The following is a 13,656-nucleotide window of genomic DNA, read 5'->3' on the forward strand; positions in this document are numbered from 1 at the left end:
AGCAAAAAAATTGTTTTCGAAAGCTTTCGATTTGAGGCGGGTGCCCACAACAAAAACAAAAGCCTGGACATGATCCAGGCTTCTTTAAATTTTGTGACCACACTCCTGAAGTCTTTCTCAGCTTAAGTCATTTTGACGACCTGGTCTATGGGGAACACACCTTAATCTTTTCTGAACAGGTGTTCAGAACATTGTGGATCCATCTGTTGACCCTCTTGCTGGCCGGTCCTGCCATTCAACCTGCCCGCTGAGCTGTGGCAAAATGGTATTGCGAAAAGGAGCTTCAGGTCCCGATGCCAATTCCCGAACCCATCCTGAATGAGGTGCTTCGTGCAGCCCTCCTTGCTCAGTTTTCCAGAAGCAAAAAGCCTGTGGTGCTGCTGGTGGCCCCCAGTGGTTACGGCAAAACAGTGGCTGTGGCCCAGTGGATGCGCATTCAGAAATCCCCCTGCGTCTGGATCACAGACCGCAAAGCCAGCACCAGCAGTGAAAGGGTGCTGCAGGAGCTGCTCCGACAATTGCAGGGTTTGCTGGGCTGGTCTCTGAAAGACCCCTCCGCTTCGCTGGAAGCTGTTTTTGATGTGCTGGAGGAATTTCAGGACCTGCCCCTGAAACTGGTTTTTGATGGCCTGGGCGGGTACACCCCGGAGGCCCTGCACATGGTGGCCCGCGTCTGCCGACACCTCCCGGAACCCCAACAGGTCATTCTGTGCAGCCGGTCTCCGAAACTGCTGGGGTTTCAACAGCTGTTCAGCAAACAGCAAATCGAGGTGTTCAAGGCAGACCAGCTGGCCTTCAATCTGCAGGAGTGTGCGCTGCTGCTGGGCCGTCCTTACACAGCAGAGGAACATCAAAAAAGTCAGGGATGGTGCCAGGAGGTCAGCAACCAGCATCTGGGACAGTTTGTTTACGATCCCAAAGCCTACATCAGTGAACTGGTTCAGGAGCTTCCCGATGGGGTGACTGCAGTGCTCTCTGCCTTGTTGCAAAAAGAAGTGTGGAAAGAATCAGACTTCGCCCAGCCGGACATCCTCTGGAAGTTGCTGGAAGCTGGCCTGCCTTTGTTGCCCACCGACCTGCTGCATTACCGGTTGCACCCCCTCTTGCAAGAGTGGTTGCTGGACCAGCAGGACAGCCTGGAATGGCCATCCGGGGCGCTGGATGTGGCCCAGATCCAGCAGCGAATCCGTCGGTTGCTCGCCACCCAGCAGCTGGACACCCTGCTGCCCTGGCTGGAGAAAACCATGCACGACTGGCTCAGGCAAGACCAGTTCGATGAGGTGGTGGCGGTGATGGAAACCCTGGACACCCGCACCCTCACTCCATTTTTGCGCACTGCGCTGGCAGAAGCACACCTGGAACTGGCCCACCTGGAAACCAGTGAACGCATGCTGCTGGAACTGGCCCAGGACCAGGTGCCCATTTCACGCACCTTTGTGAACCTGGCCCGCATTGCGGTCAGCCGCGACCGTCTGGAAGAATGCCGCCACATGCTGGAACAGGCCAAATCGCTGGCCATGGACCCGGAAGACGAACTGCGGGTGGCCTGCCAGGAGGTGCTTTACCACCGGCGGCTGGGCGATTTGCAAAAAGCACTGGAAATGGCAGACCACTGCGTGACCCTGGCCCGCAGCACCGGATTGCAAGAAATGCTGATCACCAGCCACTGCCGTGTGGCTTACATTGAACGGCTGCTGGGCCATCCGCAAGCCGTGGAATACCACGCCAGTGAAGCCCTGCGCTTTGCCAGACATCTGGGTCTGGTGAATCGGGCTGCTCCTGCAGTCAATGCCCTGGCCGATCTGCAAAAAGACCTCGGGCAGTACCAGAAGGCCCTGGAAAACCTGAATGGGGCCATCGGGGCCATGAGCAGCAAACATCCTTACAAAGGGGTGCTGCATGCCACCCGCAGTCTGGTTTACCTGGAAATCCACAAATTTCCAGAAGCCCTGCAGGACATGCAAGAAAGCCTCAGGCTGTATGAAACGTACCAGAACCGATTTGCGGCCCTGCTGCCTGCCAGCCTCATCTGTTACGTGCTGTACCGGCAGGGCAAACTGGAAGAACTCAATGCGCATTTTGCCCTGTTTGAGCATCAGCTGAAAAGCCATCCCATCTCCAGAAACCTGGATGGCAGGCAAGACCACCTTCCGCTCTTTTATGGCATTTACCATTACGCCAATGGCAGGAAACGCCAGGCGTTGCTGGCCCTGAATGAACTGGTGGTGAACAGGCAGAATGGAGGACTGGATGTGGTGTTGCTGGCCCAGCTTTTTCGCTGCAAGGTCAAGCATGAACTGAAAAAAGCAACCCGGCAGGATGCCGATGTGCTGCTGGAAGTGATTGGCCATCGCGACAGCGGAATCATGCTGGGCATGCATTATGACGCTTTTTCCGGGGTGCTGGACCATTTCATGGAGCAGGGCTGGCACACCGAAACCCTGAAAGCCCTGATTCAGCAAAGCCGCCCGCAGTTCAATGCCATCCAGAAAATCCACCTTGAAATGCTGGACAAGCCCAGGTTGTGGATCGGCCAGCGGGAAGTGAAGGTGCCCAACTTCTATCCCCTGATGGCCCTGATTTACCTGCACCTGCACCGTGGGCGTTATTCCTCTTCGGTGCACATTGCAGATCACCTGTGGCGCGAGGACCTGCAGGACCGCCAGACCCGCAGCAACCGGGTGTCTGCGGCATTCTCCATGCTGAAAAAAATCCTCCGTGAAGTGGACGCCCTTTACGAGGACCTGATCCTGCGGGATCCCAGAGAAGGCTGGATGCTCCATGAAAAGTTTGAGGTCACTTCAGACCTCGATCTGTACATGGACTGGGACCACCTGAGCATGGACACCCAGATGGATTTGCTGCACAAACTGCCCGCCCAGTTTTTCAGCACCATCAACACCGACTGGGCCGAAACGGTGCGGGAACAGCTGCGGGCCTCAGCGGCTTACCTGGCCCGCGAAATTGCAGGAGACCTGGCCATCAAGGGAAAAATGCAAGAAGCACTGGATGTGCTGGAACTGGGTTTGCGCATCGATCCCCATGCTTTTGAGTTGATGGAACAGGGCATCAATTACGCCCGTGCTGCAAGGCAGTTCCAGCGGGCAGCAGAACTCAGCCAGTTGCTCAACCAGGAGGTGGGGAAAAACATGCCCCTCAAACACCAGCGGACCCAGCACAACCTGCAAACCTTCAGAAATTGCACCCTGCAGCACCTGCAACTTGATGGAGGGGTGGTGTTGCAGACAGATTGCAATGCCGGAACCCTCATCTCTGCCGAAATCCCCTGTGATCCTTTCACTTCCATGATCCTGTCCTGGAATGCCCGTGCCCCCACGGGCAGCATGCTGGAGTTCTCTGTGCGGGTGAAAGTGGCAGGTGAGTGGTCTGGTGACTACTCTTTCGGGGAATGGTCTGAAGCGTCCCGCAACAGCCGCAGGGGCCAGAAAGACCAGCACGGCCACATGGACACCGATGTGCTGAAACTGTTCACCCCGGCCACCGCTTACCAGTACTGCGTGACCTTCAGCAGGCAGACCGACCGCACTTCTCCGCTGCTGCACGACATCTCTGTGCTGACCACTGGAGAACAGGATGAACAAAGTTCAGCGCCTGCCCAGCAGCAGAAAGCCTGGGGGCTGGAATTGCAGGTTCCCTCCATGTCTCAACTCACCTACGAGGAGGGGGCAGGCTGGTGCAGTCCCACCTGCCTGAAAATGGTGCTGGGATTTCACGGGGTGGAAACCACTGTGCCAGAACTGGCCCAGCGGGTGTATGACGGCACCTACCGGGGCACCGGCAACTGGGTGTTCAACACGGCTGCCGTTGCTGCATTTGGCATGAAGGGCCATGTGAACCGCCTTGCAAGCCTGAATGAAGCTGAAACCTATATTGCGCGGGGCATTCCCTTGATCATCAGCATCAGCTGGAAAGACGGAGAACTGCACGGAGCCCCACTGCCCCGCTCCGCTGGTCACCTGCTGTTGCTGGCAGGCTTCACTGAAAATGGCGATGTGATCGTGCGGGATCCGGCAGCCGTTCACGTGGCAGAAGTCCGGCGCATTTACCGCAGGAGAGAATTGCAGCAGGTCTGGCTGAGGCACTCCCAGGGCATGTGTTATGTGATTGAGCCTGTTGTTGCAGACAAGTCTGCCCCCCAGTCCAGAGTGCAGCCCTCTGATTTCTCTGAGCTTTCCTGACAGGTCAGGCCTGATGGGTTGCCTCAAATACCAACAAGTTTTTCTGATATTTTGTTATTTTTTATGGGATTTTCCGAGAAACCCTCCAATTTTACCGCGAAATTGGCACAAATGAACAGACCAGAAAACCCTTCTCCCAGAAGAATATCGCGTAGATCGCCAATCCAGACGCACTTAATCAATTTCCCCTGAAAATCCACACAATATTACCAACAAAATAATTTGACAGTTAACGATTTTATTGGTAATATTTTGGTGTACCCCCAATTCACACCATGCCGCTTTGATGGCGGCAGAAGCTCAGGCTGCCTGTTCCGGTCAGGTGGGCTGCGTTTCACAGGAGCATTCATGCGAAAAACCACCCCTGTCCTCGCAGTGGCCCTGCTCAGCACCCTGATGGCCTGCAACCCTGGACCGCAACCCCAGCAACAGCACCCCGGCCAGATCACCACCCAGGGTCAGACCTCCATCAAAAACGCCGACCCCAGTGTGATCCGGGTGGGCAGCACCTATTACTCTGTCGAATCCGACGGACGGCTGATTTTCGTGAGGGCCGCATCCTCACCTGCAAATCTGGCCAGCGCAGCACGGGTGCAGGTGTGGGGCAACCCCGGCAACATCCCGGAAATCTGGGCCCCGGAAATCATCCGGGACCCTGCCACCAACACCCACTACATTTACTTCGCAGGTGGAGCAGGATCGGCCCACCGCATGTACTACATCAAATCCAACTCGCCCCAGTCCGGGTACAACGGGGCCACCTTCATGAACCTGCCCGACAACAAATGGGCCATTGACGGAACCGCCTTCAAATACAAAAACCAGTGGTACTTCACCTGGTCCGGGTGGGCCGGAGACACCAACGGAGAACAGAACATTTATGTGGCCACCATGTCCAGCCCCACCACCGTGACAGGCGGGCGTTTCATCATCTCGCAGCCCAGAGAAAGCTGGGAGAAAGTGGACCCCAACCCCCCCACCCGCGTGAATGAAGGCCCCCAGCCGATCATTGACCCCAGCGGGCAACTGCACATTGTGTACTCTGCCAACGGCAGCTGGGATGTCAATTACTGCCTGGCAGATTTGCGCCTCAAACTGAATGGCAGCGTCACCTACGTGTGGGATTACTACAAATCCAACGGCTGCCTGTTCTCCAGCAACGCCCCCATGATGGGCGGCTGGAACCAGACCCTCAATGCCAAAGGGGTTGGGCACCATTCCTTCGTGCTGCTTGATGGGGACATCAACACCAGCCCACCCTCCGGAGCCAGCTTCCCGCTGATGTACCACGGGGTGCCCAAAGCCGACAACCCCAATCCATTCTGGGCCGGGCGTTACTGGTACACCGGGACCTTCATGTGGTGGGGCAACACCACCTACACCCGTGGCAGTGACAGCAACACCGGCTGGAGCCTGAAGTTCTTCGAGTGAATTGCTGTATTTTATGAAACACCCACCAGAAACCTCTTGTTCTTCTGTCAAACGCTCCAAAACCTGAAAAACAAAAAACCAGAAAGGGGACACTGCAAGGTGTCCTCTTTCTGCTTGAGCTGTTTGCAAAAACAGCCATTGCAGAAAAACCACACCATTCATTCGCCGTCCTGGCCGTTAACGATCTGTTAACGGCCCTTTGTGCAAGATGAATTCAGCAGAAAGGAGTGCACTGCAAAATACCCCCTGGAACACCGACAGGGACGCTTCATGGCAGGCTTCATCTGTTGCGACATTGACAGCGATTCATGCTCCACAGTCAAACACCCAGGCACACCCATCAGGAGGATTTCATGACCGCACAACCCAAAAACCAATCCCAGGAAGCCCAGACCCAGCAAACCCAGGCTGCCCCCACCTTTCCCAACATCGCATTTCTGGGACGGGGATACGATTTGCTGCTCACCGACCCCCTGGATTATGCCAGTGGAGGGAGCCGCGCCACCGTGATTGCCCTGCAATACAAAAACGACAACGTGCAGCTGGTGGCCAATGACCATTTTCGTTTTCCAGACAGCACCCAGAACAATCCCGATCCGGGCGGCACCACCAGCCTGACCTTCCAGCAGATGTTCCGCCAGAGCGATTACCAGTCACAGTTTGGGGAAACCGCCACCATCAGCGGCGGCATTCCATTGATCGCCAAATTCAGCCTCAGCGAGTCTTACAGCCAGTCTTTTTCGCAGAAAAGCAGCCTGCAGAGTTCCACCCTTTACACCTGGCGGGAGGTGCGGCTGGTGACGGTCAATTTCACGCCAGCCCTGGACGATCCTCCGCCCCTGGTGCTGGACACCGACTTTGCCAACGCTGTGGAAAACCTGTCCAGCAGCAGTGCAAGTGACCCCACCTACCAGGAGTTCATCCAGCAGTTTGGCACCCACTACACCACCTCGGTGAGCTTTGGGGGGAGGGCCTACCAGTACACAGTGGTGGAGGCCAGCACCTTCAGCAGCATGATCGCGCAGAGCATTGATGTGCAGGCCGGGGCTTCCGGGGCCTTTGACATTTTCACGGGAAGTGCCTCGGGCAGCTACAACCAGCAGAACACCCAGAGTTACCAGTCTGCCACCGAGAGCAGCACCACCCTGAAAAACTTCTCTGGAGGCAGTCCTTTTGACAGCTGGGACAACTGGGTGTCCAGTGTGGGTGGTCAGCCGGTGCCCATCGCCCTGACCCTGGCCCCGCTGAGTGACCTTCTGAACGGCACCAACTTTCCCAATGACCCGGACATCGCCACCCGGCAAAGCCTGCTGGAAACCGCCATCACCAATTACCTGCAGGCCAACAGTGCGCCCCTGAACAACCCGCAGCCGTTGCAGTCCGATTCCACGCAATTTTACCTGGTCAACGCTGGCGGCCAGTATCTGGCACGCACCCAGGATCCCAGCGAATCGGGCAACCTCGCCATGGTGTCTGATCCCACCTCCAGCAGCGTGTTCATGTACAACGGACCTTCTCCGCTGGCACCTGACACTTTTGTGGCCCTCACCAACAACACCTTTGGAGGACACGTGGATGCAGGTTCAGACGGCAGTCAGGTGGTGTTCACCTTCGCAGAGAACAACGGTTACCAGCAAACCCAGCTGGTGTCGGTGTTCAACAACCCGGCCAGTCCGGTGTCTGGACTGGGCACCCTGCCCAGCAACCTGATGACCGGAGATCAGGTTTACGTGTTGCACAAAACCGCTGGAGCCATGCAGGCCTCTGGCAGTCAGGTGCCCGCAGTGGCCAACCCCACCCCTGGCGACCCGAGTCTGGTCTGGACCATCGTGTCAGGCAACGGCGAGTGATTCCTGATTGATTTTGCTGTGCTGAATTGAAACCACGAAGAAGCAGACTGAAGCCTTGGGGACCTTCAAAGCTTCAGTCTGCTTGCTTGATCCTGTCAGGCGGTTCTGGGCCAGTACACGATCACAATAGCCCCGATCAGGGCAATGAAGGCCCCCACCATGCTCGGGGTGTCCGGGGTTTTTCCATCCACCATCCAGCCCCAGAGCAAAGACAGCACGCTGAACAGGCCGCCGTAGGCTGCATACACGCGGCCAAAATCCAGAACAGCGGGTTGCAGGGTGGGCAGGATGCCATAAAGCACCAGAATCAGGCCTCCAAGAATTCCCATCCAGAGGGGCTTTCCTTCTCGCAGCCACAGCCAGACCAGGTACCCTCCGCCCATCTCGGCGAGGCCTGCCAGCAGGAGCAGAAAGATCGAGTTCAGCATGGGTTGGTTGCGGCAGGTCAGGCCCGGTTTCTGCGCAGCCTCCACCACCCCCCGAACAGCACCACCACCACTCCGATGCCGAGGAGCAGCATGTCGTATTTTTTGCCCCAGGCCAGCAGGCTGCTCAGACCAAATCCGGCCCCTGCAGCAAACAGGATCGGGGCCAGTCCACAGCACAGGATGCCGCAGGCGCCCACCCCTACAATGCCCAGCCACCCAAGGGCTTTGGAGGGTTTTTTGCTGGGCACTTTGCAGGTCTGGCCCTCATTCATCACGGACCTCCGGCAGGGTGCAGCTTGCGGTGCTGTTGGTGGTGCTGTTGGTGGTGCTGTTGGTGGTGCTGTCTGCACAGCACACCTGTGTGGTGTTGCCAGGGCAGCCTGTTTCGGTGTGGGGAAGAAGGGTCTGGAATTCTGTTTCCATTGCAATCAGGTTGATGGGTTCCATGCCCCCACTGTGCACCCTCCCCTCAGGGGGAGAGTCAAGCCTCTGAAAGCAGCACCACACAACAGGAGCTGGTACAATTCAGGGATTCCTGCTGTCTGGCCCAGTCCAGACGGGATTGCAGGTTCTCTTTGAGCTGCTGGATGTCTGAGATGCGCTGTTTGGCTTCCTGAATGTGACGTTCCAGAGCCGCAATGACGGTGCTGCATTCGCTGTCACCAGAGCAGCCCTGCTGCAGCACGGTTTTGATTTCGGTCAGAGACCAGCCCAGCTTCTGGGCAGAGCGGATGAACTGCACTTCTTCCAGCGCTTTCTCCGTGTACTGGCGGTACTGGCTTTCACTCACCGTGTGGGTGAGGAGGCCCTGATCGCTCCAGTACCTGAGCGTCTTGATGGACTCAGAGGTGGTTTTTGAGAGCTGGCCAATGGTAAAAAGCATAAAGACAGTGTAGGGCTTTCAGAAGGGATTGCATCCACATGCTCTTGACGATGATCAGCAGCATCCATTATCGTTGAATCGGAGAAAGACGATATGATGAGCTGGAACCGCCTGTCTGATTTGTTAAAAGCCCTGAATGGCGAAACCCGCCAGAAAATCCTGCTCTCCCTGTTCAGGGACGGCAAAGAGCGCACCGTCAATCAGGTGGCAGAAGAAATGGGGCTCGGGCAGAGCACCGCCAGCGAACACCTCACCCAGATGAAGCGGGCCGGAATCCTGACCTCCAGACGCATGGGCAAGGAAGTGCTGTACCGCCCTGACCGCGAGGAATTGCTGTCTCAGTTGAGAGATCTTCAGCAACTTGTGGAAGAGTGCTGCCCTCCAGAGCCCTGATTTTTTGGTTTTCATATCGTCAAATCCCGAAATAACGAAAGGACAAACATGCTGGACACCCTGATCATTGGCGCAGGACAGGCGGGGCTCGCCACCGCCTATCACCTCAGAAACACTGGATTGAACTGCCTTTTGCTGGAAGCTGCCCAAAAAAACCAGGGCAGCTGGCCCACCTATTACAACAGCCTCACCCTCTTTTCCCCGGCCCGATTTTCCGCTTTGCCAGGGCTGCCTTTTCCGGGGAAACCGGACCATTATCCCACCCGCGATGAAGTCGGGCAGTACCTGCAAAATTATGCAAAGCATTTCCGGTTTCCCATCCAGACAGGCAGCAGGGTGATCAAGATCAGTGCATTGGACAGCCATTTTGAAATCCTCACCCACCCAGGTGAAACCCTGCAGTCTCGCAGCGTGGTGGTGGCCAGTGGTCCCTTCAACCGCCCACATGTCCCCCATTTTCCGGGGCAGGAGCGTTACACCGGGCACCTCCTGCACAGCAGCCAGTACCAGAGCTGGGAAGATTTTGCAGGCAAACGGGTGGTGGTGGTGGGTGCCGGGAATTCCGCTGTGCAGATCGCCTGTGAACTTGCCCGGCACGCCACAGTGACCCTGGCCACCCGCAACAACATCCGCTTTGCCCCTCAAAAACTGCTGGGGGTGGATTTTCACCATCACCTGTCCCTGATTGACCGTCTGCCCCTGGGGCACCTGCTTCCACTGGGGAACAGCAGCCTGGTTTTTGACACCGGAACATACCAGCAGGCCATCCGGGAAGGCAAACCCGATCAAAGGCAGGTTTTCCAGTCTTTTACACCCCATGGGGTGCAGTGGTCAGAAGGCAACAGTGAAAAGGTGGATGCGGTGATCTTCGCCACAGGATTTTTGCCAAACCTGCCGTTTCTAGAAGGCACACCAGCCCTGGATGCAAGGGGATTTCCAGTTCAGAAACAGGGGGCCAGCCTGACCATGCCTGGACTGTATTTTGTGGGGCTTTCAGGTCAGCGCACCCTGGCTTCTGCCAGCTTAAGAGGTGTGGGACAGGATGCAGCAGTGGTGGTCAGGCATCTAAAAAACCACTTGCAGCACCCTCAAAGAAAGGGCATCACATCCACACATTGACATTTATCTATCTTTTGATTAACATGATCCCATGAGCCCCGCAGTCCCCCTGATCCAGCTGGACACCACATTTGAGTCTGCTTCCCTTGAACAGGAACAACTTGACCAGGTGGCCTGGATCTTCAAGGCCCTGTCAGACCCCATGCGACTCAAGATCCTGCTGTTCCTGCACAAACCCGAAGGCAACTGCTGCGGGCCAGACATCTGTGCCTGTGATCTGGAAAGCGTCACAGGGCTCACCCAGCCCACGGTCAGCCACCACATGAAATGCCTGATTTCTGCAGGATTGGTTTCCGGGGAAAAACGGGGCAAGTGGATGTATTACCAGATCAACAAGAAAGGTTTTGCCCTGATCCAGCGGTTTTTGCCGCTGCTGGGAGGCTGAACGTCTCCTCTTTTTTTGCCCAACACATTGATGACAGTCAATGTTTCTTCGAAAGGAGTTTTCCCATGATCCAGATTTCCGAGCATCTCACCACCCGCCGTTTCCTGCAAACCCTCGAAGAACAGCAAGGCCTGCCCCTGGTGTTCCATCTTGGAGAGGACAAAGTGGTCCCGGTGGGATACCACGTTACCGAGATCAAAGCCGTGACTTTTGAAACGGTGGACTGCGGCGGCAAAGTGAACCAGTGGAAAGACACCATCGTGCAACTCTGGCGATCGAATCATGAAAAAGACGACCAGCACATGACCGCAGGCAAATTCCTCAAAATCTATGGTCAGGTGGCCTCCAGGGTCCATGTGCAGCAGGATGCTGAAATCAAATTCGAATATGGGGACGATGGAGCGCCCGCCGTGCACTTCGAAGTCTCTGACCTGCGCGTTTCTGACGGACAGTTGCAAGTGCATCTGGACTGGGTGGGCGTGCGCTGCAAGGCTGCAGACCGTGCCCGTGAAGCTGCTGTTCTGTCTGGTCAGAGTGAGAGCACCTGCTGTGGAACATCATCCAGCACGGAAAACAAAACCTCTGGTGGGTGTGGGTGCTGAAACCCTTTTATGGCTGGACCCTTGCACGGGTCCTGGCTGTGACCTGCACCCTCTCTTACGGGATTCTGTACTACACCTTTTCAGTGTTCACCCTCCCCATGGAACAGGAACTCGGCTGGACCAGGGCACAGACCAGTCTGGGGTTCTCCATTGCCCTCCTGGTCTCTGGACTGCTGGGACCGATCCTGGGAAAACACGTCGACAAAAAAGGAGCCCGGAGCCTCATGACCCTGGGTTCTTTGATGGGCAGTGTGCTGGTGCTCCTCTGGGCGAATGTTCAGACCATCTGGCAATACTTTGCAGTCTGGACCCTGATGGGGGTCGCCTGGGCCGCTGTGTTTTACGAAGTGGCATTCACAGTCATTGCCCACTGGTTCAAACAACACCGTTCCAGAGCCCTCCTCATGATCACCCTGGTGGCGGGACTGGCCAGCACCATCTTCATTCCACTGTCCACCTGGCTGCTGGCCCACTTCAGCTGGAGGATGTCCCTGCAGGTTCTCTCAGGAATTCTTGCCCTGGGAACCATCCTGCCCCACCTGATTTTTCTGCGCAGCTTTCCCTGCGAAGTTGGACAGACGGTGGATGGTTTGCCTGAAACGCTCCCCAGCCAGCCCGTTTTGTCTTCCGAGAAACCCAGCATGGTCCTGAGAACTGCCACGTTCTGGTGGCTGACCGTGTCTTTCATGTTTGGAGCCGCGAACAGCATTGCCCTGGCCGCCCACATGGTCCCCATGCTCACGGAAAGAGGGTACAGTCCAGCTTTGATCTCCACAGCAGCAGCACTGGTGGGCTTCATGTCCCTTCCAGGACGCGCAATTTTCACGCCACTCAGCGACGAAAAGGTGTCCAGCCTGAACCTCACGGTGGTCACCCTTTCAGCGCAAGCACTCGCATTCCTGAGCCTGCTGGTGCTGCCCGGGCAACTGGGACTGTGGCTGTTTGTGGGTCTGTTCGGGCTCAGCAACGGAGCCCTCACCCTGGCCCGTGCAAAGCTCATTGCAGACACTTTTGGCACCAGCAATTATGGCTTCATCAGCGGAGCAATGAATTTGTGGGCCTCCCTTGCCAAAGCCTTTTTCCCGGTGCTGATGGGACTGCTGTACCTGCGCTTCCATGGATATGGACCTGTCCTGATCAGCCTCAGTGTCCTCTCTGTGCTGTCCATCTTTTCGGTCTGGCAGGCAGGGCGATTCCACCCACATGCAAATTCCAGCAGAACCCAGAACACCTGAGCTCACTCAGGCCTGGGTTTCTGATGCAAAAATTCTGCCAGCAATGCACCCACAACTGCTCCCAGCAACGGACCCACCCAGAACACCCAGTGATCGTGCCATGCACCAGAAAACAGGGTCGGTCCAAAAGCCCGTGCAGGATTCAGCATGAGTCCAGTCAGAGGACCGGCCACACAGATCAGACTGGTGATGGTCAGACCCACAATCAGGGGTGCCTGAGGGTGGTTCTGGTGGGTGCCCACCCGAAAGATCACGAAGGTCAGAATGGCTGTGAACAGGACTTCCACTTTCAGGCCTCCAGGAAGGTCCAGTCCAGCAAAGAAGCCTGGCGTGCCGTAGTTTACCTGTTTTGAAGCTTCTGGCAGCAGGCTCTGGAGTGTTGCGATGGCAACTGCAGCACCTGAAAGCTGGGCCAGCACATACCCGAAGAAGTCTCCTGGAGGCAGCCTTCTGGTGACCAGGAAGGCAAAACTGACAGCCGGATTGAAGTGGGCACCGGAGATCTTCCCTACACTGTAGGCCATGAACATCACGCCCATGCCGTGCCCCAGGGCAATCCCCAGCAGGCCTGCATGGAGGGTTCCCGTGGCGGTCAGCACAATGGCCCCCACCCCACCGAGGAGCAGCATGAAAGTTCCCAGGAATTCGGCGACCAGTTTCTGCCTCACGACAGGGCGACGGTGGGGCTTTGCTCGTAGCTTTCAGGGACATCCAGATTCTTGCTGAGCGCCACAACAAACTTCTCAAGTTGCACTTTCATCTGGTCCCGCACGGTGTTCCACCTGTCCTGACTGCCTCCCGAGGGGTCTGTAAAGGGGTAGTGCAGTCGGATGGTGCTGGCAGGATAGACCGGGCAGGCTTCTGCAGCACTGTCACACACGGTGATCACGTAATCAAAATTCCAGGGATCTGGCAGGTCAAAGAGCTTCTTGCTGGTGTGACTGGACAGGTCAATGCCGATGTCCTGCATGGCCTGCTTTGCCCCTTCTTTGACAAAAGTGGCCTCGGTGCCTGCGCTGTGCACTTCTGCCTGCAAACCGTGTTTCTGGGCAAGGTGTCTGAGCAGCCCTTCACCCATCTGGCTGCGGGCACTGTTGTGGGTGCACAAAATCAAAATTCTGGTCATGCGAT

General features: G+C 56.6%; 14 protein-coding genes. 8 read left to right on the plus strand and 6 right to left on the minus strand.

Going from position 1 to position 13,656, the window contains the following annotated elements; genetic code table 11:
- Nucleotides 1–293: 293 nt before the first annotated feature.
- The 3 genes from IEY52_RS18140 (at nt 294) to IEY52_RS18150 (ending at nt 7,480) form a co-directional block, all read left to right on the plus strand.
- Complete coding sequence (locus IEY52_RS18140) at nt 294–4,199, plus strand: C39 family peptidase (RefSeq protein WP_189005038.1); 3,906 nt, start codon at nt 294–296, stop codon at nt 4,197–4,199.
- A 348-nt stretch (nt 4,200–4,547) separates the two neighbouring features.
- Nucleotides 4,548–5,630: a glycoside hydrolase family 43 protein gene (locus IEY52_RS18145; protein WP_189005042.1), complete on the plus strand. Its 1,083-nt coding sequence runs from the start codon at nt 4,548–4,550 to the stop codon at nt 5,628–5,630.
- 353 nt (nt 5,631–5,983) lie between these two features.
- Nucleotides 5,984–7,480 carry an MACPF domain-containing protein gene (locus IEY52_RS18150; RefSeq protein ID WP_189005044.1) on the plus strand — a complete coding sequence of 499 codons (1,497 nt, stop codon included), beginning with the start codon at nt 5,984–5,986 and terminating at the stop codon, nt 7,478–7,480.
- 95 nt (nt 7,481–7,575) lie between these two features.
- Here the strand turns inward: IEY52_RS18150 and IEY52_RS18155 are convergent, their stop codons facing one another.
- Genes IEY52_RS18155 through IEY52_RS18170 form a run of 4 tightly spaced genes read right to left on the minus strand, consistent with a single transcriptional unit; the run spans nt 7,576 to nt 8,791 of the window.
- Nucleotides 7,576–7,908, minus strand: coding sequence for a YnfA family protein (locus IEY52_RS18155; RefSeq protein ID WP_189005046.1), 333 nt, complete (start codon nt 7,906–7,908; stop codon nt 7,576–7,578).
- A 17-nt stretch (nt 7,909–7,925) separates the two neighbouring features.
- Nucleotides 7,926–8,180, minus strand: coding sequence for a hypothetical protein (locus IEY52_RS18160; protein ID WP_189005049.1), 255 nt, complete (start codon nt 8,178–8,180; stop codon nt 7,926–7,928).
- On the minus strand, nt 8,173–8,355 hold the full coding sequence (locus IEY52_RS18165; protein ID WP_189005052.1) for a hypothetical protein: 183 nt from the start codon (nt 8,353–8,355) through the stop codon (nt 8,173–8,175). The genes IEY52_RS18160 and IEY52_RS18165 overlap by 8 nt, the downstream gene beginning before the upstream one ends.
- 34 nt (nt 8,356–8,389) lie before the next feature.
- Nucleotides 8,390–8,791, minus strand: coding sequence for a MerR family transcriptional regulator (locus tag IEY52_RS18170; RefSeq protein WP_189005054.1), 402 nt, complete (start codon nt 8,789–8,791; stop codon nt 8,390–8,392).
- A gap of 93 nt (nt 8,792–8,884) precedes the next feature.
- On the opposite strand from IEY52_RS18170, the gene IEY52_RS18175 reads away from it, so the two are divergent.
- The 5 genes from IEY52_RS18175 (at nt 8,885) to IEY52_RS18195 (ending at nt 12,525) form a co-directional block, all read left to right on the plus strand.
- On the plus strand, nt 8,885–9,184 hold the full coding sequence (locus IEY52_RS18175) for an ArsR/SmtB family transcription factor (protein WP_189005056.1): 300 nt from the start codon (nt 8,885–8,887) through the stop codon (nt 9,182–9,184).
- A 48-nt stretch (nt 9,185–9,232) separates the two neighbouring features.
- The gene (locus tag IEY52_RS18180; protein ID WP_189005058.1) at nt 9,233–10,303 is read left to right on the plus strand and encodes a flavin-containing monooxygenase; all 1,071 of its coding nucleotides are present in this window, start codon (nt 9,233–9,235) and stop codon (nt 10,301–10,303) included.
- A 31-nt stretch (nt 10,304–10,334) separates the two neighbouring features.
- The gene (locus IEY52_RS18185) at nt 10,335–10,688 is read left to right on the plus strand and encodes an ArsR/SmtB family transcription factor (RefSeq protein WP_189005061.1); all 354 of its coding nucleotides are present in this window, start codon (nt 10,335–10,337) and stop codon (nt 10,686–10,688) included.
- Between the two features lie 65 nt (nt 10,689–10,753).
- A complete protein-coding gene (locus IEY52_RS18190) occupies nt 10,754–11,290 on the plus strand; it encodes a DUF6428 family protein (RefSeq protein ID WP_189005063.1) in 537 nt (178 codons plus the stop codon).
- A complete protein-coding gene (locus IEY52_RS18195; RefSeq protein ID WP_189005067.1) occupies nt 11,284–12,525 on the plus strand; it encodes an MFS transporter in 1,242 nt (413 codons plus the stop codon). The genes IEY52_RS18190 and IEY52_RS18195 overlap by 7 nt, the downstream gene beginning before the upstream one ends.
- 2 nt (nt 12,526–12,527) lie before the next feature.
- Here the strand turns inward: IEY52_RS18195 and IEY52_RS18200 are convergent, their stop codons facing one another.
- Both IEY52_RS18200 and IEY52_RS18205 read right to left on the minus strand, forming a co-directional pair.
- Nucleotides 12,528–13,193: an MIP/aquaporin family protein gene (locus IEY52_RS18200; protein ID WP_189005069.1), complete on the minus strand. Its 666-nt coding sequence runs from the start codon at nt 13,191–13,193 to the stop codon at nt 12,528–12,530.
- Nucleotides 13,190–13,651, minus strand: a complete 462-nt coding sequence (locus tag IEY52_RS18205) for an arsenate reductase ArsC (RefSeq protein ID WP_189005072.1) — start codon at nt 13,649–13,651, stop codon at nt 13,190–13,192. The genes IEY52_RS18200 and IEY52_RS18205 overlap by 4 nt, the downstream gene beginning before the upstream one ends.
- Nucleotides 13,652–13,656 lie beyond the last annotated feature (5 nt).

Origin of the sequence: Deinococcus roseus, from assembly GCF_014646895.1 — a bacterium.
Classification (GTDB): domain Bacteria; phylum Deinococcota; class Deinococci; order Deinococcales; family Deinococcaceae; genus Deinococcus_C; species Deinococcus_C roseus.

Coding starts and splice junctions, on each gene's coding strand:
- IEY52_RS18140 (WP_189005038.1), top strand. CDS start 294: ATGCCAATTCCCGAACCCATCCTGAATGAGGTGCTTCGTGCAGCCCTC.
- IEY52_RS18145 (WP_189005042.1), top strand. CDS start 4,548: ATGCGAAAAACCACCCCTGTCCTCGCAGTGGCCCTGCTCAGCACCCTG.
- IEY52_RS18150 (WP_189005044.1), top strand. CDS start 5,984: ATGACCGCACAACCCAAAAACCAATCCCAGGAAGCCCAGACCCAGCAA.
- IEY52_RS18155 (WP_189005046.1), bottom strand. CDS start 7,908: ATGCTGAACTCGATCTTTCTGCTCCTGCTGGCAGGCCTCGCCGAGATG.
- IEY52_RS18160 (WP_189005049.1), bottom strand. CDS start 8,180: ATGAATGAGGGCCAGACCTGCAAAGTGCCCAGCAAAAAACCCTCCAAA.
- IEY52_RS18165 (WP_189005052.1), bottom strand. CDS start 8,355: ATGGAACCCATCAACCTGATTGCAATGGAAACAGAATTCCAGACCCTT.
- IEY52_RS18170 (WP_189005054.1), bottom strand. CDS start 8,791: ATGCTTTTTACCATTGGCCAGCTCTCAAAAACCACCTCTGAGTCCATC.
- IEY52_RS18175 (WP_189005056.1), top strand. CDS start 8,885: ATGATGAGCTGGAACCGCCTGTCTGATTTGTTAAAAGCCCTGAATGGC.
- IEY52_RS18180 (WP_189005058.1), top strand. CDS start 9,233: ATGCTGGACACCCTGATCATTGGCGCAGGACAGGCGGGGCTCGCCACC.
- IEY52_RS18185 (WP_189005061.1), top strand. CDS start 10,335: ATGAGCCCCGCAGTCCCCCTGATCCAGCTGGACACCACATTTGAGTCT.
- IEY52_RS18190 (WP_189005063.1), top strand. CDS start 10,754: ATGATCCAGATTTCCGAGCATCTCACCACCCGCCGTTTCCTGCAAACC.
- IEY52_RS18205 (WP_189005072.1), bottom strand. CDS start 13,651: ATGACCAGAATTTTGATTTTGTGCACCCACAACAGTGCCCGCAGCCAG.